This window comes from Kineosporia corallincola (assembly GCF_018499875.1).
In the GTDB taxonomy this organism is placed as follows: domain Bacteria; phylum Actinomycetota; class Actinomycetes; order Actinomycetales; family Kineosporiaceae; genus Kineosporia; species Kineosporia corallincola.
The window spans coordinates 51,398-69,398 of sequence record NZ_JAHBAY010000017.1 but is presented as its reverse complement, the minus strand read 5'-3'; the positions used below and the strand labels follow the sequence as shown (position 1 = coordinate 69,398).

The window sequence follows — 18,001 nt, the reverse complement described above, 5'->3', positions numbered from 1 at the left end:
ACATGCCCTTATCGGCAGGCATCTGCGATGATTGGTGCACCAAGCGCTTAACGAAGCTGGTCGAACTTGTGAGGTCTGCGGTGGAGACGAACGGCGACATCAGCCGCATGGTGGCCCGGGTGGCACGCGCGCATTCCGCGGTGGCCTCCACCCTGCTGCACGTGATGGGCCTCTATCCGGGGCAGGAGCTGCTGCTGCAACAGCTGTGGGAGTCCGACCACCGCACCCAGGCCGACCTGACCGCGGCCCTCGGCCTGGACGCCTCCACGGTCACCCGCACCGTGCAGTGCCTGGGGCGTTCCGGTCTGCTCACCCGGGCCCCCTCCGCCACCGACCGGCGGGCCGTCATCGTCTCCCTCACCCCGGCCGGGCACGCCCTGCGCGAGCTGATCGAGGAGTACTGGGAGAGCCTGGGGGCGGCGGCCACCCGGGACATGTCGCCCCGGCAGCGGGCCGCCGCTCTCGTGCTGCTGAACCGGATCGAGGGCAACCTGAGCAGGTCCGCCGATCAGCCGAGCACGAGCCGCACCTGACGCACGGTCATCTCGACCCCCTGCCCGAACAGCCGGTTACCGGGTGCGCCGTCCGGATCGAGGAAGCGCTGCGGTTCCGGACGGCCGCGCCGCGGGTCCCAGTAGTGGTCCGGCTCCGAGTCGACCCGCACCAGACCGGTGCCGTCGTCACCCAGCGCCCCGTCGAGAAGGCTGAACATGCCCAGCCCGGGCACGATCTGGCGGGGATGCAGGTCCTCCTCCTCACCACCGTGGTCCAGCAGCATGGTGGAGCGGTCGGTCAGCCGACGGCCGGCGTGCCCGACGGTGAACCGCTTCTCCCCGTTGACCGTCCAGTCCACCTGCCCCAGGGCGGCGTCCACGGTGACCGCGAGAACCTCGGTGCCGCCGGGCATCCGGTCGGCCAGCGGCACCGCGTAGGTGTAGGCCGCGTAGTTCGTGCCGGGCAGGCGCAGCCGCTCGTAGTTGGCGTAGATCCGGGTGCTGGTGATGAAGAACCCGAAGATCGAGAAGCTCTCCACGTCGGCGGCCAGCAGCGAGCCGCAGCCCAGCCGCGGGTCCGCGTGCAGATCGCTGACCGCGGGGCCGAACGGGTGCCGGTCCGTGCCGTGCACGGCCACCGACAGCGTCGCCTCCAGCGTCACCGGCCCGGTGGCCGGCGTGTCGTACCCGGGAAAACCGTGACTGGACAGGCTCTCCGGCATCGCGGTCCACTTCACGTGGTCGCGGGTGCCCTCTCCCCCCTGGCTCTGCTGCGCCGTGGTGAAGCCGAAGGCGGGCAGCCCCGTCATCGGGCTGGTGCCGGCCGACACGGCCAGCAGCCCCTCCTCGGTGACGGAGGTCCGCGCGTCGCCCTGCGGCAGGTCCCCGACCGGTTGCAGGTGCCAGCCGCCGGGCTCTCCCGACCGGGGGAAGCCCTGCCGGAAGTCGTCGGAGAACAGCAGGTCCGTCTGCGTCGTCCGTGTGCTCATCTGTGGTCCTCGTCCGTCCGTGGTCGAAGGTGGTTCAGTGCTGCGCCAGTTCCTCTTTCGCCCATCCCAGGGCGGCCGGCTCGAACTGGAGCACGAAATGACTGGCGGCGGAGTTGACGTCGCGCCAGATCCGGTTCAGCGGGTCACCCTCGCTCTGGGCCCGGGTGCCCCCGGCCCGGAACAGCTGGTCCACGGCCCGCACCGACAGGTCCACGGCCAGCGACGCGTCCCGGGACCCGCGGACCACCTGCGGCGCCCGCTCGTCCGCGGCGTCCAGTCCGGCGGCGATCCGGTCCAGAAGCAGCCCGGCGGCGTCGATCTCACCGGCCGAGCGGGCGAAGGCGATGCGCTGCGCGTCGCTGGGCGCGAGCCGGCGGTTCTGCCCGCCGGCCAGGTTGCGCCCGCCGTGCAACAGGGCGCCCCGGGCCGCGCCGATCACCGGCGCGGAGAACGTCAGCCCGTTGACGGCGAAGAGCGGCAGGCCGGAGCGGTCGTCGTCCACCGTTGCCCGACGGCCCTGGAACAGGTCGGACAGCGGGAACGAGCGGTGCTCGGGAACGGAGACGCCCTCCAGCACCAGGGTGTGACTGCCGGTCGCCCGCATCCCGACGGTGAACCAGCTCTCCTCGATGCGGTAGGCACTGCGCGGGACCAGGAAGAAGCGGTCGTGCGTGCCCTCCCCGGTCTGCACGGTGGCCGCCACGAAGGCCCACTGCGAGTACTCGATGCCGCTGGTGTAGTTCCAGGTGCCGGACAGGTTCCAGCCGCCCGGCTCGGCGCGCACCACGGCGTCGCGCGAGACCAGCGAGCTGACCACCCGGGTACTCGGCCCCTCCGCCCACAGCTCCGCCTGGCCCTGCGTGGGCAGGAAGCCGCCGAAGCGTCCGGTGTAGGCCAGCAGGGAGGCGATCCAGGCCGCCGAGGCACACTCCTCACCCACCGTCGCGACGGCGCTGGTCAGGCCCGCGTACGAGCCGCCCACGCCGCCCCACCGGCGGGGCACCAGCCAGGCCCCGAACCCGGCCGTGTCCAGGGCCTCGACCACCTCGGGGTGCAGCCGCCGCCCGGCATCGGCTTCCTGCGCGTGCCGGGCGGCGACGGCGGCGGCCTGCCGGGCGCCCGCCAGGGGATCGGCGGGGGCCGGCGGTGCCACGGAGACGGACGGATCCACGGACATCGTGTCCTCGTTTCGTGATGGCGTCAGGAACCTGAGCCGGTGACTCAGGCCTTGTAGGGGCGTCTCGCGCGGGCCTCGGCCAGCGCGAGCGCCCACCAGGTGAGCTGGTCGAGCATGACGGCGGCGGCGGCCGACGCGTCCTGCGCGTCGAGCGGGCGCCCGTCCGGGCCGAACTGGCTCGCACCGCCGTGGAAACTGATGTTGTCGCGCAGCGTGGTGGCGTGCATCTCGCAGAACACCTGCCGCAGGTGCTCCACCGCCCGGATGCCGCCGGCCCGGCCGCCGTAGGAGACGAAACCGACCGGCTTGGCCTGCCACTGGGTGTAGCTCCAGTCGATGGCGGACTTCAGGACGGCCGGGTAGCTGTGGTTGTACTCCGGCACCACGATCACGAATCCGTCGGCGGCGTCGAGACGTTCGGTGAACTCGCGCAGCGCCTCGGCGGATCCGGGCGGGGCCGAGGAGGCGAGGTGGGCCGGCAGCTGCGAGTCCGCCAGGTCGATCAGGTCGAAGTCGAGTTCGGCGCGCTGGCCGGCCTCGCTCATGAACCAGTCGGCCACGGTCGGGGCGAAACGCCCCTGACGGGTGCTCCCGATGATCACGGCGATGCGGAGACGCTCGTCTGGCACGGTTCTGCCTTTCGCGGAAGGGCGCGGGAACCGTCGGCCCCCGCGGTGACGCGGGCCCGGCCGGTGGCCCGGAACGGCGCGCCGTACCGGGCGCCCGCGGGCCCTGTGCCCAGACTCGTTTCGGGCCCGCGGGACGGTCAAGAAAATTCACAGAGATTTGTAGTTGGCGGGCCAACTGTTCTCAGTCGGTGATCGCGCAGATCAGGTGACCGGCCGGCACCGAGGCGCCGACCTCGGCGGTGAGACCGGTGACGACGCCCGAACGGTGCGCCACCAGGGGCTGTTCCATCTTCATCGCCTCCAGCACCATCACCAGGTCGCCCTCGTCCACCCGGTCGCCCTCCGCCACCGCCACCTTCACCACCGTGCCCTGCATCGGCGACAGCAGTGACTCGCCGGACGGCGCCGCGGCACCGCGCTCGGCCCTGCGCCGCTGCGGCCTGCCCTGCTGGACAACGGGATTCGCGACCCCGGCGAGCGCGGCGGGCAGCAGCGCCGGAATCGCGATCTCGACCCGCCGCCCGTCCACCTCGACCACCAGCTTCTCGCGCTGCGCGAGCGCCTCGTCGCCGGTCGCCGCCGGTCCCGCGAAGGGCGGGATCGTGTTCCGGAAGTCCGCCTCGATCCAGCCGGTGTGCACCACGAACGGCCCCTCGGCCGGGGCGAAGTCGGGATCCCCGACCACGGCCCGGTGGAACGGCAGCACGGTGGGCAGACCGGTGATCTCGAACTCGGCCAGCGCCCGGGCCGCCCGGCGCAGGGCCTGTTCCCGGTCCGCCCCGGTGACGATCAGCTTGGCCAGCAGGGAGTCCCAGGCCGGGCCGATCACGCTGCCGGCGCCGACCCCGGTGTCCAGGCGCACCCCCGGGCCGGCCGGCGGGCTGAACCCGGTGACCGTTCCGGGTGCGGGCAGGAAGTTCCGGCCCGGGTCCTCGCTGTTGATCCGGAACTCCAGGGCGTGCCCCCGGACCGGCGGGTCGTCGTAGCCCAGTGCCTCGCCGTCCGCGATCCGGAACATCTCCCGCACCAGGTCGATGCCCGTGACCTCCTCGGTCACCGGGTGCTCGACCTGCAACCGGGTGTTCACCTCCAGGAACGAGACGGTGCCGTCCCGCCCGACGAGGAACTCGCAGGTGCCGGCGCCGACGTAGCCCGCCTCCCGCAGGATCGCCCGGGAGGCCGAGTACAGCTGCTGCTCCTGCTCGGCGGTGAGGAACGGGGCCGGGGCCTCCTCGACCAGCTTCTGGTGCCGCCGCTGCAACGAGCAGTCCCGGGTGGACACGATCACCACGTTGCCGAATTGGTCTGCCAGGCACTGTGTCTCGACGTGCCGGGGCCGGTCCAGGTAGCGCTCCACGAAGCACTCACCACGGCCGAAGGCGGCTACCGCCTCCCGCACCGCCGAGGCGTACTGGTCGGGGATGTCGACCGCGTCGCGCACCACCTTCAGGCCGCGTCCTCCCCCGCCGAAGGCGGCCTTGATCGCAATCGGCAGACCGTACTGCTCGGCGAACTCCAGCACCTCGTCCGGCCCGGTCACCGGTTCGGCGGTGCCCGCAACCAGCGGCGCCCCGACCCGGCGGGCGATCTCCCGGGCCGACACCTTGTCGCCGAGCACCCGGATCGCCTCCGGCGGCGGGCCGATCCAGGTCAGCCCGGAATCCATTACGGCCTGCGCGAAGTCGGCGTTCTCGGAGAGGAATCCGTATCCGGGGTGCACCGAGTCCGCCTCGGCCGCACCGGCCACCGCCAGGATCCGCTGGACGTCGAGGTAGCTGGTGGCGGGGGTGTCACCGCCCAGGGCGTAGGCCTCGTCGGCCATCCGCACGTGCAGCGCGTCATGGTCCGGCTCGGCGTACACCGCCAGGCTGGTGATCCCGGCGTCGCGGCAGGCCCGGATCAGCCGCACCGCGATCTCGCCGCGGTTGGCGATCAGCATCCGGCGCATCATGCGCGTTCCGCCGGGTGCGGGGGCACGGCCCAGCCGCGGGCCCCGCCCAGGGCGCTGACCCGTTCCGGCCGCAGCCAGTGCACGCCGGCACAGCGGGCCGGGGGCACCGGTGGCGCGCCGGTGACCGGCAGCCCGGCCCGGCGGGACATCAGTACGAGGGCGACGGCGGCCAGCTGGGCTCCGTCCACGTCCGCGCGCCCGGCGACGTTCACCATGTGATCATCCTTTTCTGTGAAGGGTTCTCGGTTCACTGCGGCGGATTCCCGTGCTTGCGGGAGGGCAGTCCCACATACTTGGCACGCAGCATCGCCAGGGAGCGGATCAGCACGGCGCGGGTCTGCGCCGGCTCGATCACATCGTCCACCAGCCCCCGCTCCGCGGCGTAGTACGGATGCATCAGGGCCGTGCGGTACTCATCGATCTTCTGCTCGCGCATCTGCTCCGGGTCGGGCGCGGCGGCGATCTCGCGGCGGAAGATCACGTTGGCCGCCCCCTCGGCCCCCATCACCGCCACCTCGTTGCCGGGCCAGGCCAGGGCCAGGTCGGCGCCGATCGAGCGGGAGTCCATCACGATGTAGGCGCCGCCGTAGGCCTTGCGCAGCACCACGGAGATCCGCGGCACGGTCGCGTTGCAGTACGCGTACAGCAGTTTCGCGCCGTGCCGGATGATGCCGCCGTGCTCCTGGCCGACGCCGGGCAGGAATCCGGGAACGTCGACGAGGGTGACGATCGGGATGTTGAACGCGTCGCAGAACTGCACGAACCGCGCGGCCTTCTCCGAGGCCGGAATGTCGAGCACCCCGGCCATCGACCGCGGCTGGTTGGCGACCACGCCCACGGTGTGCCCGTCCAGCCGGGCCAGGGCGCAGCAGATGTTCGTCGCCCAGGCCGAGTGCACCTCGAAATACTCACCGTGGTCGACGATCTCGGCGATCACCTCGCGGATGTCGTAGGACCGGCCGGGCTGCTCGGGCACCAGGTCCTCCAGGTCGGGTGTCGGCCGGTCGGGCGGGTCGCCCAGATCACCGACCGGCGCCAGCGCCCGGTTGTTCGCCGGCAGCAGCGACAGCAGGAACCGCACGTCCTCCAGGCACTCCCGCTCGTCGTCGTAGGAGAAGTGGGCCACCCCGGACACCGAGGTGTGCACGTCGGTGCCGCCCAGACCGTCCTGCGTGATGCTCTCCCCGGTCACCGCCTGCACCACGTCCGGGCCGGTGATGAACATCTGCGCCGTGCCCCGCACCATGAACACGAAGTCGGTCAGCGCCGGGGAGTACGCGGCCCCGCCGGCGCACGGCCCGAGCATCACGCTGATCTGCGGGATCACCCCCGAGGCCCGGACGTTGCGCTGGAAGATCCCGCCGTACCCGGCGAGCGCCGAAACCCCTTCCTGGATGCGGGCACCGGCACCGTCGTTCAGCGACACCAGCGGTGCGCCGGCGGCCAGGGCCATGTCCATGATCTTGTGGATCTTCTGCGCGTGCGCCTCACCGAGGGCGCCACCGAAGATCCGGAAGTCGTGGGCGTAGACGAAGACCGTCGCCCCCTCGACCGTGCCCCAGCCGGTGACCACCCCGTCGGTGTAGGGCTTCTTGTCCTCCAGGCCGAAGCCGGTGGCGCGGTGCCGGCGCAGCTGCTCGACCTCGGTGAAGGACCCGTCGTCGAGCAGGATCTCGATCCGCTCGCGGGCGGTCAGCTTGCCCCGGGCGTGCTGCCGCTCGGTCGCCGCCGGATCCGGCCCGGAACGGGCCAGCTCGCGCAGGCGGCGCAGCTCGCGGATCCCGTCGGCCGCGGTCGGCACGGACGGCTGCGGATCGGGCACCGGGGCCAGCCGCTGCTGGTCGCGCCCCTCGGGCAACTGCGTGATTCTCGGGACCTCGAGCATCTCACTCCTCACGGAACAGGCTTGGGCGGGACGGATCAGCCCGCGTACGGATGCGTGGCACGGGCCTGCCGCAGCACTGCGGCCCACCAGAGCAATTGCTCCAGCATGGTTTTCGCGGCCACCGCGCTCGCCGGGTCGGCGGGCCGGCCGTCGGCGCCGAAGGCCCCGGCCGTGCTGTGGAAGCTCACGGTGTCGCGCACCGTGACGGTGTGCAGTTCGGCGAAGACCAGCCGCAACTGCTCCACCGCGCGCAGCCCCTGCGAGATGCCGCCGTAGCAGACGAATCCCACGGGCTTGGCGCGCCACTGCGCGACGTGCCAGTCGATCAGGCTCTTCAGCGGTGCCGGGAAGCTGTGGTTGTACTCGGGGGTGATGACGACGAAGGCGTCGGCCGCCGCCAGCCGGGCACTGACCGACTCGACGCGGGCCGCGTCCCCCACGGTGAGCGCCACGTGCAGGTCGTCGTCGAGGACGTCGATCACGTCCAGCTCGAAACCGCCGAGCCGTTCCGCCTGGCCGGTGAACCAGCGGGCCACGACGGGACCGAAGCGTCCCGCCCGGGCACTGGCGACGATCACCGCGAGGCGGATCGCTGGATTGGCTTCCATGATGTGGCCTTTCATCGACGGACGAGGGCTGGTGGCCGCTCTCGCACGGCCCGTTCCGGCAGGAGGGCGGTCAGGGCGATGCCCACGCCGACGGCCGCGGCCGCGGTGACCAGTTCCATGGCGTGCTGCGGGGACCGGCCGGCCACGGCCGCCACCACGGCGAGCAGGATCGCCCCGCCGATCTGTACGCAGCTCTGGTAGATGCCGCCGGCCAGGGCCTGCCGGGGCGCCGGCACCCCGGAGACGGCCTGCACGTGCAGGGCCGAGAACGCCCCGACGAAGCCCATTCCGACGAGCAGCACCCCAGGCAGTACGTGGGCCGGGTAGCCGTCGCCCGCCTCCAGCGGCAGCAGCAGCGCGTAGCCGGCGGTGGCGGCGACGGCGCCCAGCAGGATCAGCCGGGCCGCACCGACCCGGTGCAGGAAGCGGGCCGACAGCGGCGCGGCCAGGCCGAGCAGCAGGCTGGCCGGGAGCACCCACAGGGCCGCCACCAGCGCCGAGCGATGTTCCGTGCCCTGCCAGCGGGTCATCATCACGAACAGGAATCCCCAGAACGTGCCGTTCAGCAGCGCGGCGCCCAGGGCCGAGCGCAGCAGACCGGCGCTGCGCACCCCGCCCAGGTCCGCAAGCGGGTCCGGGGTGCGGATCTCGACCACCACGAAGGTGCCCAGCAGCAGCGCCGCACCGGCCCAGGCCGCGGGGGCGCCGTGGCCGATCGCCACCAGCAGCAGCGCCAGGCCGCCGGCCAGGGACGCGGCGCCGGGCAGGTCGAGGCGGCGTGCCGCTCCCCCGCGGGGCGGGTCGGGCGGGATCACCCGCACCGCCAGGAGCAGGAGCAGCAGCACCACCGGGGCCGGCAGGGCCATCGTCCACCGCCAGCTGACGCCGGTCAGGATCCCGGCCAGCACCAGTCCCACGCTGAACCCGGCGGCACCGAACAGCGAGTACACCGATACCGCCCGGTTCCGGGCCGGGCCCTCGGGGTGTGTGGACGCGATGATGGCCAGACCGGTCGGGGCCGTCAGGGCCACGCAGAACCCCTTGACGAAGCGGGCCGCCACCAGCAGCCCGGGCCCCGGCGCCAGCGCGGCGGCCAGCGAGGCCAGGGCGAACACCAGTAGCGCCGCCAGATACACCCGGCGGGCCCCCAGAGCGGCCACCAGCCGGTTGCCCAGCAGCAGCAGACCACCGAACCCGAGCGCGAAACCGGTGACCAGCCAGGAGGAGTCACTGATTCCCAGGTGGAGGTCGGCGGCGACGGAGGGGAGGGCCACCATCGCCGTCGACACCTCCAGCGCGTCGACGAGCATGTTCCCGGACAGCACCAGCAGCAGCCCGCGACGGCTGCGGGCGGTGTCGGAGGAGGACACGAAAAACCTTTCGGGTCGACGAGCTTCGGAAACCGGACGATCAGCCGCCCAGCAGCGTGCCGCCGCTGGCGTCGACGAAGGTCCCGGTGATCCAGCGGGCGTCGTCGGAGGCCAGGAAGGCCACCACGTCACCGACGTCCTCCGGCTCGGCCACCTGCTTGAAGGCGTTCAGGCCGGCCATGAACTCCCGGGCCTCGGGGATGTCGAACACCGGGCTGCCGTTGTTGGTGATGCCCGGGGCGACGCTGTTCACGGTGATCCGGCGCGGCCCCAGGTAGCGGGCGAAGTGCAGGCTGATCTGGTCGATCGCGGCCTTGCTCATCGAGTAGGCGATCTCGTCCGGGTTGGCGTAACGCACCAGGCCGGTGGCGATGTTGATGATGCGGCCGCCGTCCGGGATGATCGGCAGCGCCCGCTGCACGATGAACAGCGGCGCCTTGGCGTTGACCGCGATCACGTGGTCGAAGTTCTCCGGGGTGATGTCTTCCGGCTTCTGGCCGCCCATCGCCCCGGCGTTGTTCACCAGGATGTCCAGCCGCACCTCACCGGCATGCTCCTGGAGGCCCGCGGTGAGCTTCTCGAACAGCGTGTCGACGTCACCGGGCACCCCCAGCTCGGCCTGCACGGTGAACGCCCGGCCGCCCTCCTTCTCGATCCCCTCCACGGTCTCCTGCGCGGCCTCGGCGTTGCTGGCGTAGTGCACCGCCACCAGGGCCCCCTCCCGGGCGAGCCGCCGGGCCGTGGCCCGGCCGATGCCCCGGCTGGAACCGGTGACCAGCGCGGTCTTGTTCTCGAGTTTGCTCACGCGGACTTCTCCTCTTGATCGGTTGCTGCCTGTTCTGTTGCTGCCTGGTTCAGCGGTCGCCGAACCAGTGGCTGAGAACGCCGTCGAACTGTTCGGGGCCCTGCCGGTCGGTCCAGGCCAGGTACCCGTCGGGCCGGACCAGGGCGGCCCCGATCCCGTCCGGGGCACCCTGCGGTCCGGGGACGCCGACGACCACCCGCACCTGCCCGGAGCGGCGCCGGGCCGAGCGCACGACCCGGTCGTGGCCCCGGCCGTCCGCGGACATGACCAGGAGAAGCGCCCGGCCGGCCCGTAGCAGCGCGGTGGTGTCGACCGGGCCGTCGTCGGTGGCCAGCCCGGTGTGCGGCATCGGGGCACCGACCGGCGAGGTGGAAGGCCCGTACCGCAGCCCGGTTCCGCTGATCACCCCGGCCAGGTGGCGACGCACCGGCTCCAGGCCCAGCAGCTCGGCCGTGACCGCGCGCTGGGCCTCCACCTCGGGCCCGCCGAGCAGCAGCAGGGCCTGGGCGGAGATGTTGGTCAGCACCCGGGCCCCGACCGGGCGGCGCTCGGCGTCGTAGCTGTTCAGCAGGTCGGGGTGGGCCCGGCCGGTGGCCTGCGCGGCCAGTTTCCAGCCCAGGTTGGAGGCGTCTTGCAGGCCCAGGTTCAGGGCCTGCCCGCCGACCGGCATCTGGGCGTGCGCCGCGTCACCGGCCAGGAGCACCCGGCCGCGACGGTATCGCGTCACCTGCCGGCTGACGTCACCGAAGGCGTTGAGCCACACCGGTTCCCCGGTGCTGATGTCTTCACCCGTGACCCGCGACCAGCTCTTGGCCACCTCGTCGAACGTGGGCGGCGCGGTGCGTGGCACCGGCACCCGGCCGAACTCGTGCACCATCACCCGGGTCACGCCGTCGGGCCGCCGTGAGGCGATCGCCAGGCCGTTCGGGAACCGCTCGAAACGCCGCCCCGGGATCTCGATCCCGGCCACGTCCGCCCGCAGCAGCTCCCGCACCGCGTCGTGCCCTGTGGTCGTGAACCCGGCCAGCCGGCGCACCGTGCTGTTCTCGCCGTCGCAGCCGACCAGGTACCCGGCGCGGATCCGGCCGGTCTGCCCGGCCGGGCCGAGAGTGGTCACCTCGACCCCGTTCTCGGCCACGCAGAGCCGGGTGACCCGGTGCCCCCGGCGCACCTGCGCGCCCAGTCCGGTGGCCCACTTCTCCAGTTCCTCCTCGATCCGGGTCTGCGGGATCTTCCACTGTCCCGCCAGCCGCACCGGGCCGCCGCCGACCGGCTCGCTCAGCCCGTCGAGCCGCAACGGGATGCCCCCGACATGGCTCACCGGGTCACGCGGGACGTCGTCGAGGCGCTCGGCGAAACGGCCCAGCAGGCCCCGCTGGTCGAGGATCTCCATGGTGCGGGCGTGCACCGTGGTGGCCCGGGACTCCCCGGTGGGCCCGGGCAGCTGCTCCAGGACGACGACCTCGGTACCGCCCAGGCGCAGCTCCCCGGCCAGCAGCAGCCCGACCGGGCCGGCCCCGACCACCACCACGGCGGTCCGCTCGGCCCCGGCCATGATCAGGCCCTGCCCTCGGCGTAGGCCTTGGCGTGGCCCAGCGTCGCCCGGCTGTTGGTGCCCAGCGCGTTGCGCACGAAGGCCTTGGCCTCGTCGATCCCGGCGTCCGCCCCGAGCACTTTGGTGATGTTGGCGGCGTTGATGATCACCTGGTGCTGCGAGGTGGCCCGGGTGTGCCCGTCCTGCTCCGTCAGCTGCCAGTAACCGGTGTGCAGCGTCATCAGTGCGGGGACGACGATCTGCTTGTACACGATCCGGTGATCCGGGAAGCACACCCGCACCGACGCCGTGGTGTGGCTGGACCCGTCCTTGGTGAGCGTGTCCATCTCCAGCAGCTGAAGTCCCGGAACGTCTTCGGTGAGACGGACCTTGGCGACGTGCGGCAGCCGCTCGGTCCACAGCTGGGCCTCGTTGAGGAAGTCGTAGACGTCCTTGGCCGGGGCCTCGATGTCCACGCTGTCCTCGAAGGTGAGCAACAGGTCCGGGCCGCTCGTGCCGGCTTCGGCCCCGGCCGCCAGAGCGGCCAGCTCGGACCGGCTGTTGCGGTCGACCGCGGCGTCGATCCAGGCCAGTCCGTCCGGGTCGTCGTCCACCGCCCGGTAGTCGTGCAGCAGCCGGACCAGGCTGCTGGTGGCGGTCAGCGGCTCGACGATCCAGGTGCCGCCCATCGCGGCCACCGGCGGCGTGGACACCTCCTGCCGGAACCGGATCCGCAGGGCCTGCGGGTCGAGTTCGCGGCGTGAGGTCCAGCTCTTGGCCTCGCCGTTGGCGGTGGCCCAGATCCGGATCCGCTCCGACTCCTCGCCCCGCTCGACGTGGTCCACGTGGATGGTGGGCGGGAAGATCCGCGGCCAGTTCGCCACCTCGGCGATCAGCCGGTACACCTCGGCCGCCGGGGCCTGGACCTCCTGGGTGTGCTCCACCTGGCGAAGGACGGGATCGGGCATCGTGGTGCTCCTCTCGACTCGGCGTGGGGGGACGGGGCTCAGAAGTTGCCGAGGCCGCCGCAGACGTTCAGGGCCTGCGCGGTGATCGACGCCGCGCTGTCGGTGGCCAGGTAGCCGACCAGGCCGGCCACCTCGTCGGGGGTGGAGTAACGCCCGAGCGGGATCTTGGAGGTGAACTTCTCCAGGATCGCGTCCTCGGAGGTGGAGTAGGCGGCGGCGTATCCCTGGCGCACCCGGGCCGCCATCGGCGTCTCCACGTAGCCCGGGCACACCGCGTTGACCGTGATGCCCGTCGGCGCCAGCTCGTTGCCCAGCGCCTTGGTGAACCCGACGACCCCGTGTTTGGACGCCGAGTAGGGGGCTCCCAGCACCACGCCCTGCTTGCCCGCGGTGGAGGCGATGTTGATGATGCGACCGCGGTCGAGGTGGCGCATGCCACCGGTGTTGAGCACCTCGCGGGTCATCCGGAAGACGCTGTTGAGGTTGGTGTCCAGGACGGCGAACCACAGATCGTCGTCGATGTCGGCGGTGACCCCGCCGCCGCTGCGCCCGGCGTTGTTGACCAGGACGTCGATCGGGCCGAACCGCTCCACGGCCGCGGCCACCACCGAGCGCACATCGTCGGCGTCGGTGACGTCACAGGTCGCGCCGTCCACGTCGAGGCCCTCGTCGCGCAGTTCCTTGACGGTCGAGGCGACCGTGTCGGCGTTGCGGGCGCACAGGAACACCTGGTGCCCCTGCTGCGCCAGCAGCCGGGTGACGGCCAGGCCGATGCCGCTGGTGGCGCCGGTGACCAGGGCGACCCGGGTGCGGGTGGCGGTGTTCGTCGTCATCTGCCGTGCTCCTCTTCGGTTGCGGCTCAGGCGCTCTCGAGCGCCAGCAGGTGGTTGTTCACGACCGCGATCAGGGCGCGCGGCGTGTTCGCGTCGAACAGCGCGCCCTCGTCGAGGCTGACGCCGAACTCCCGCTCGATCCGGCTGCTGGTCTCCAGCAGCGCCAGCGACTCGTAGCCGAGCGTCTCGAAGTCGGTGTCGGAGATGTCGGCGTCCAGGTCGACGGACTCGTCGGCGCCGGCCCCCGCCAGCAGGATGCGCTTGAGGTCGTCGAGGGTGAATTCCTTGGCAGGCATGATGTCTGGCCCTTCGGTGAGAGGTACGGATGGGATCCGGTCAGGAACGGCGGACGACGACGGCGGAGTTGAAACCGCCGTGACCGCGCGCCAGCACCAGGGCGGTGCGCAGGTCGGCCGGGCGGGCACCCGCCGTGACCAGGTCGATGTCGAACTCCGGGTCGAGCCGCACGCCGGTGGTGGGCGGGATGACGCCATCGCGCAGCGACAGCAGCGCGGTCACCACGTCCAGTGCGGCGGCACCCGAGTTCAGGCGACCGGTCAGCACTTTGGGTGCGGTGACCGGAACCTGGCGGGCGCCGAACACCGAGGTGATGGCCTCCGCCTCGATCCGGTCCAGCTCCGGCACCCCGGCGGCGTCGGCGAACACCACGTCGATGTCCTCCGGCCGCACCCCGGCGTCGTCCAGGGCCGTCGTGATCGCCCGGGCCAGGCCCGGCGGCCGGCCGCTGCCGGGAGCCGGGTCGAAGGTGGCCGCGTAGCCGGCCAGTTCGCCGTACACCTGAGCGCCGCGGCGACGTGCGCCGTCCTCGCTCTCCAGGATCAGCAGGGCCCCGCCCTCACCGGCCACGTGCCCGGAGGCCGACCGGTCGAAGGGCAGGTAGGCGGTGGCCGGGTCGTCACCGGTGCTCAGCCGGCCGGTGGTCAGCTGAGCCGCCCAGCCCCAGGAGCAGATCGACGCGTCCACCCCGCCGGACACGATCAGCGTGCTGCCGCGGCGGATCAGCCGGCGTCCCTGGGCCAGCGCGTCGAGTCCCCCGGCCTGGTCGCTGACCAGCACCCCGCTGGGCCCGCGCATGCCGTTGCGGATCGAGATCTGCCCGGTGTTCACCGCGTAGAACCAGGCGAAGGACTGGTAGGCGCTGACGTACTGACTGCCCTGGCCCCACAGCGCCCGCAGCTCGTTCTCGCCGAACTCGAAGCCGCCCGCGGAACTGGCCGTGACCACTCCCATGTCGAAGTCCGGCACGTCACCCGGCCCGATCCCGGCGTCCTGGAGGGCCCAGTCGGCCGCGACCAGGGCCAGCCGGGTCATGTGGTCGGTCTGCGGCAGCAGGCGGCCGGGCAGGTGGTCGGCGGCCACGAACCCGGGCACCTCACCGGCCAGCCGGGAGGGGTACCCGGCCGGGTCGAACCGGGTGATCCGGCCGATGCCGCTCTTGCCGGCCCTGGTGGCGGCCCAGAAGTCCTCCACCCCGAGCCCGTTCGGCGCGGTGACGCCGACGCCCGTGACGACCGTGACCGGTCCGCTGCCCTCGGCGCCGCCGGAGGCGTCGCCGGTGGTGCTGATGCTGGTGGCGCTCATGCCGCGGCCTTCCCGGGAGTGGTCAGCACGATCGCGCTCTGGAAGCCGCCGAAGCCGCTGCCGACGCTGAGAACCGTGTCGGTGCGCCAGTCCCGGGCCGTGATCGGCACGTAGTCCAGGTCGCACTCGGGGTCGGGGGTGTGCAGGTTGGCGGTGGGCGGCACCACGTCGTTCTCCATCGCCAGCACCGAGGCGGCGATCTCGATCGAGCCGATCGCCCCGAGCGAGTGACCCACCATCGACTTGATCGAGCTGACCGGCACCCGGTAGGCGTGGTCTCCGAGACTGCTCTTGAACGCCGCGGTCTCGTGCCGGTCGTTCTGCTTGGTGCCGGAGCCGTGGGCGTTGATGTAGTCCACCGCGGTCGGGTCGATCCGGGCCTCGTTCAGCGCAGTGGTGATCGCCTCGGACATCTCGCGCCCGTCCGGGCGCAACCCGGTCATGTGAAAGGCGTTGCAGCGCGAGGCGAAACCGGCGATCTCGGCGTAGATGTGCGCACCGCGACGGCGGGCCGCGGTGAGCTCCTCCAGCACGAACACCGCCGAGCCCTCGCCCAGCACGAATCCGTTGCGGGTGTTGTCGAACGGGCGCGAGGCGTGCTCCGGTTCCTCGCTGCGCGGCGTGGTGGCCTTGATCGCGTCGAAGCAGGCCATCGTGATCGGCGAGATCGGCGCGTCGGTGGCCCCGGCGATCATCACGTCGGCCGAGCCCTCACGGATCAGGCCGACGGCGTGCCCGACCGAGTCCAGCCCAGAGGTGCAGCCGGTGGACACGACGCTGACCGGTCCCTCCGCGCCCACCGACCAGGCCACCTCGGCGGCGAAGGAGCTGGGGACGAAGTGGTTGTACAGGTGCGGCACGGCGTAGGTGTGGTCGACCAGCCCGAGCCGGCCGTCGTCGCTGACCACCCGGTACTCCTGGTCGAGACCCATGGTGGCGCCGACCGCGCTGCCCACCGTCACCCCGGTGCGGGAGGGATCGAGATCATCCACGGTCAGCCCGCTGTCGGCCAGCGCCTCACGGCTGGTGACCAGCGCGAACTGCCCGGCCCGGTCCATCCGGCGGATCTGCTGGGGGCTCAGGCCGTGCTCCTCCGGGTCGAAGTCGGCCTCGGCGGCCACCCGGGACCGGTAGGCCGACGGATCGAAGAAGGTGATGCCGCGGGTCGCGGTGCGGCCCTCGCTGAGCAGGCTCCAGAAGTTCTTCGTGCCGATGCCGCCCGGGGCGATGACGCCGACCCCGGTGATCACCACGCGCCGGCTCATCGCGGGCTCCAGTGGTAGAACCGGCTGGCCATCGCGTCGGCCGGCGAGCGCCAGGTGTCCGGGTCGTAGGCGCCGATGAACGGCTTCAGGTCCTCGCTGATCCGCTGGAAGGCCGGCATCGTCCGGGCCTGCTGGATCGCCTCGCCGCCGTGGTTCTCGTCGAAGTCCTGGAGGTGGAAGTACAGGCCCCGGTACGAGAACAGTTCCCGGCGGCGGGTTCCCATCAGGTGTGGCATGTCGGTGGCGTCGAACTTCTCGAACAACGCGGCCACGTCCTGGCCGGCGGCCGGGTCCATCCGGGCCACGATCAGGGTGCTGTGCACGTGCGGTCTCCTCGCGAATCGGGTGGTGCTCTTCGGTGGTTGCGCCGGACTCCGGCTCAGGCGGGAACCGCGACGCCGGCGTCGACGGGAAGCCCGAACCAGCGCCGCAGCGCCACGTCGAGGTCGGTGTCGTTCAGGTCGTCGCCGCTCCCGGCGCCGACCCAGGCCACGTGGCCGTCCGGGCGCACCAGCAGGGCCCGGGCCCCGCCCAGCTCGTCGGCCGACTCACCGGCCGGCTCGCCGATCACCACGTCGACCCGGTCCGCCCAGCCCTTGGCCACGGTCTCCAGCCCGGAACCGGGCGGCAGCAGCAGCACCCCGCGGGCGCCGGCGAGCAGCTCGAACATCGTGGGCTCGCCCTGCTCGGTGCGCAGGGTCAGGTTCGGCACGCGCAGGCCCAGCAGCGGGTGGTCACCACCGCCGACGTCGTAGCGGATCGACAGGCCGCTGACCATGCCGGCCAGGTGCCGGCTGACCGGCTCGAACGCGATCAGTTCCGTCATCACGTCGCGCAGCGGCTGCATCTCCGAGCCGCTGAGGAACAGCAGGCCCTGCGCCTGGGTGTTCATCAGCAGGCGCTCGCCGACCCGGTGCCGCTCCTCGTGGTAGCTGTCCAGCAGGTCGTCGGGGGCGGTGCCGCGCACGGCCGCGGCCAGCTTCCAGCCCAGGTTGGCGGAGTCCTGGATGCTGGTGTTCATGCCCTGGCCACCGGCCGGCAGGTGGATGTGCGCGGCGTCGCCGGCCAGCAGCACCCGGCCCCGCCGGTACTCCGTGGCCAGCCGGGCCGCGTTGCCGAAAGCACTGGTCCACAGCGCGGTTCCGCCGCTGATGTCCTGCCCGGTCAGACGCTGCCAGGCGGAGGAGATCTCCTCCCACGACGGCGGCTCGGTGCGCGCCTTGGGTTCGGTGCCGCGCTCGCACACGATGATCCGGAACAGGCCGTCACCCAGCGGGCCCGCCATCACCATGCCGCCGGGAACGGTCTCGCCGATCATCCGGACCCTGATGTCGGGGTGGCGCACGTCGGCCAGGAACATCTCCAGCGTGGAGGCGGTGCCGGGGAAGTCGAACCCGGCGAGCTTGCGCACCGTGCTGCGGCCGCCGTCACAGCCCACCAGGTAGGCGGCCCGCAGCACCTGCGGCCCCATCGGCCCGCTGACCTCGACCTCCACCGCGTCGCCGAGGTCGCGCAGGCCGGTCACCTCGTGGGCCCGGCGGATGTCCGCACCCAGGTCGGCCGCCCAGTCACCGAGCATCTCCTCGGTAACTGCCTGCGGAATGCCCTTCACACCACCGGAATTCGGCTCGCCGAGCACCGAGAAGTCGATCGGCAGGCCGCCGAAGTGCCCCAGGTCGGTGGTCTCCACCTCGCCCAGCCGGGAGAGCAGCCCGCGCTGACCGAACACCTCCAGCGTGCGGGCGGTGAAGCCCAGCCCGCGGGACTCACCGGTGGGCTCGTGCAGCTTCTCCACCACGATCACCGAGATCCCGGCGAGGCGAAGTTCGCCCGCCAGGAAGAGGCCCGCCGGCCCGGCTCCGACAATGACTACCTCGGCGTCCATGCACCC

Annotated in this window: 18 protein-coding genes; 1 reads left to right on the top strand and 17 read right to left on the bottom strand. The window is 72.3% G+C overall.

Annotation, left to right across the window (positions count from 1 at the left end):
• The first annotated feature begins 80 nt into the window (after positions 1 to 80).
• A complete protein-coding gene (locus KIH74_RS31085; RefSeq protein WP_214159975.1) occupies positions 81 to 533 on the top strand; it encodes a MarR family winged helix-turn-helix transcriptional regulator in 453 nt (150 codons plus the stop codon).
• Here KIH74_RS31085 and KIH74_RS31080 read toward each other — a convergent pair.
• The 17 genes from KIH74_RS31080 to KIH74_RS31000 all read right to left on the bottom strand — a co-directional run bounded on the left by KIH74_RS31080 (position 509) and on the right by KIH74_RS31000 (position 17,995).
• Positions 509 to 1,483 carry a DUF6081 family protein gene (locus KIH74_RS31080; protein WP_214159974.1) on the bottom strand — a complete coding sequence of 325 codons (975 nt, stop codon included), beginning with the start codon at positions 1,481 to 1,483 and terminating at the stop codon, positions 509 to 511. The genes KIH74_RS31085 and KIH74_RS31080 overlap by 25 nt on opposite strands.
• Before the next feature lie 34 nt (positions 1,484 to 1,517).
• Positions 1,518 to 2,660: an acyl-CoA dehydrogenase family protein gene (locus tag KIH74_RS31075; protein WP_214159973.1), complete on the bottom strand. Its 1,143-nt coding sequence runs from the start codon at positions 2,658 to 2,660 to the stop codon at positions 1,518 to 1,520.
• A 44-nt stretch (positions 2,661 to 2,704) separates the two neighbouring features.
• Positions 2,705 to 3,289 (bottom strand): NADPH-dependent FMN reductase, encoded by a 585-nt coding sequence (locus KIH74_RS31070; protein ID WP_214159972.1) that lies wholly within the window; start codon positions 3,287 to 3,289, stop codon positions 2,705 to 2,707.
• Positions 3,290 to 3,470: 181 nt separating this feature from the next.
• Positions 3,471 to 5,237, bottom strand: coding sequence for an acetyl/propionyl/methylcrotonyl-CoA carboxylase subunit alpha (locus KIH74_RS31065; RefSeq protein WP_214160066.1), 1,767 nt, complete (start codon positions 5,235 to 5,237; stop codon positions 3,471 to 3,473).
• The gene (locus tag KIH74_RS31060; RefSeq protein ID WP_214159971.1) at positions 5,237 to 5,455 is read right to left on the bottom strand and encodes a hypothetical protein; all 219 of its coding nucleotides are present in this window, start codon (positions 5,453 to 5,455) and stop codon (positions 5,237 to 5,239) included. Before KIH74_RS31060 ends, KIH74_RS31065 begins: the two co-directional genes overlap by 1 nt.
• A gap of 32 nt (positions 5,456 to 5,487) precedes the next feature.
• Entirely contained in the window at positions 5,488 to 7,125 is a 1,638-nt protein-coding gene (locus KIH74_RS31055; RefSeq protein ID WP_214159970.1) for an acyl-CoA carboxylase subunit beta, read from the bottom strand.
• Positions 7,126 to 7,160: 35 nt separating this feature from the next.
• Positions 7,161 to 7,733, bottom strand: a complete 573-nt coding sequence (locus KIH74_RS31050; RefSeq protein WP_214159969.1) for an NADPH-dependent FMN reductase — start codon at positions 7,731 to 7,733, stop codon at positions 7,161 to 7,163.
• An 11-nt stretch (positions 7,734 to 7,744) separates the two neighbouring features.
• Positions 7,745 to 9,103, bottom strand: coding sequence for an MFS transporter (locus KIH74_RS31045; RefSeq protein WP_214159968.1), 1,359 nt, complete (start codon positions 9,101 to 9,103; stop codon positions 7,745 to 7,747).
• A gap of 40 nt (positions 9,104 to 9,143) precedes the next feature.
• Positions 9,144 to 9,908 (bottom strand): SDR family oxidoreductase, encoded by a 765-nt coding sequence (locus tag KIH74_RS31040; protein ID WP_214159967.1) that lies wholly within the window; start codon positions 9,906 to 9,908, stop codon positions 9,144 to 9,146.
• Positions 9,909 to 9,957: 49 nt separating this feature from the next.
• Positions 9,958 to 11,463: an FAD-dependent monooxygenase gene (locus tag KIH74_RS31035; RefSeq protein ID WP_214159966.1), complete on the bottom strand. Its 1,506-nt coding sequence runs from the start codon at positions 11,461 to 11,463 to the stop codon at positions 9,958 to 9,960.
• 2 nt (positions 11,464 to 11,465) lie between these two features.
• A complete protein-coding gene (locus KIH74_RS31030; RefSeq protein WP_214159965.1) occupies positions 11,466 to 12,410 on the bottom strand; it encodes an aromatase/cyclase in 945 nt (314 codons plus the stop codon).
• Positions 12,411 to 12,448: 38 nt separating this feature from the next.
• Positions 12,449 to 13,243: a 3-oxoacyl-ACP reductase FabG gene (gene fabG / locus KIH74_RS31025; RefSeq protein WP_214159964.1), complete on the bottom strand. Its 795-nt coding sequence runs from the start codon at positions 13,241 to 13,243 to the stop codon at positions 12,449 to 12,451.
• Positions 13,244 to 13,269: 26 nt separating this feature from the next.
• Entirely contained in the window at positions 13,270 to 13,539 is a 270-nt protein-coding gene (locus KIH74_RS31020; RefSeq protein ID WP_214159963.1) for an acyl carrier protein, read from the bottom strand.
• Between the two features lie 40 nt (positions 13,540 to 13,579).
• On the bottom strand, positions 13,580 to 14,845 hold the full coding sequence (locus KIH74_RS31015) for a ketosynthase chain-length factor (protein WP_214159962.1): 1,266 nt from the start codon (positions 14,843 to 14,845) through the stop codon (positions 13,580 to 13,582).
• On the bottom strand, positions 14,842 to 16,110 hold the full coding sequence (locus KIH74_RS31010) for a beta-ketoacyl-[acyl-carrier-protein] synthase family protein (protein WP_214159961.1): 1,269 nt from the start codon (positions 16,108 to 16,110) through the stop codon (positions 14,842 to 14,844). The genes KIH74_RS31015 and KIH74_RS31010 overlap by 4 nt, the downstream gene beginning before the upstream one ends.
• On the bottom strand, positions 16,107 to 16,433 hold the full coding sequence (locus tag KIH74_RS31005; protein WP_214159960.1) for a TcmI family type II polyketide cyclase: 327 nt from the start codon (positions 16,431 to 16,433) through the stop codon (positions 16,107 to 16,109). Before KIH74_RS31005 ends, KIH74_RS31010 begins: the two co-directional genes overlap by 4 nt.
• Positions 16,434 to 16,489: 56 nt before the next feature.
• The gene (locus KIH74_RS31000; RefSeq protein WP_214159959.1) at positions 16,490 to 17,995 is read right to left on the bottom strand and encodes an FAD-dependent monooxygenase; all 1,506 of its coding nucleotides are present in this window, start codon (positions 17,993 to 17,995) and stop codon (positions 16,490 to 16,492) included.
• Positions 17,996 to 18,001: the final 6 nt, after the last annotated feature.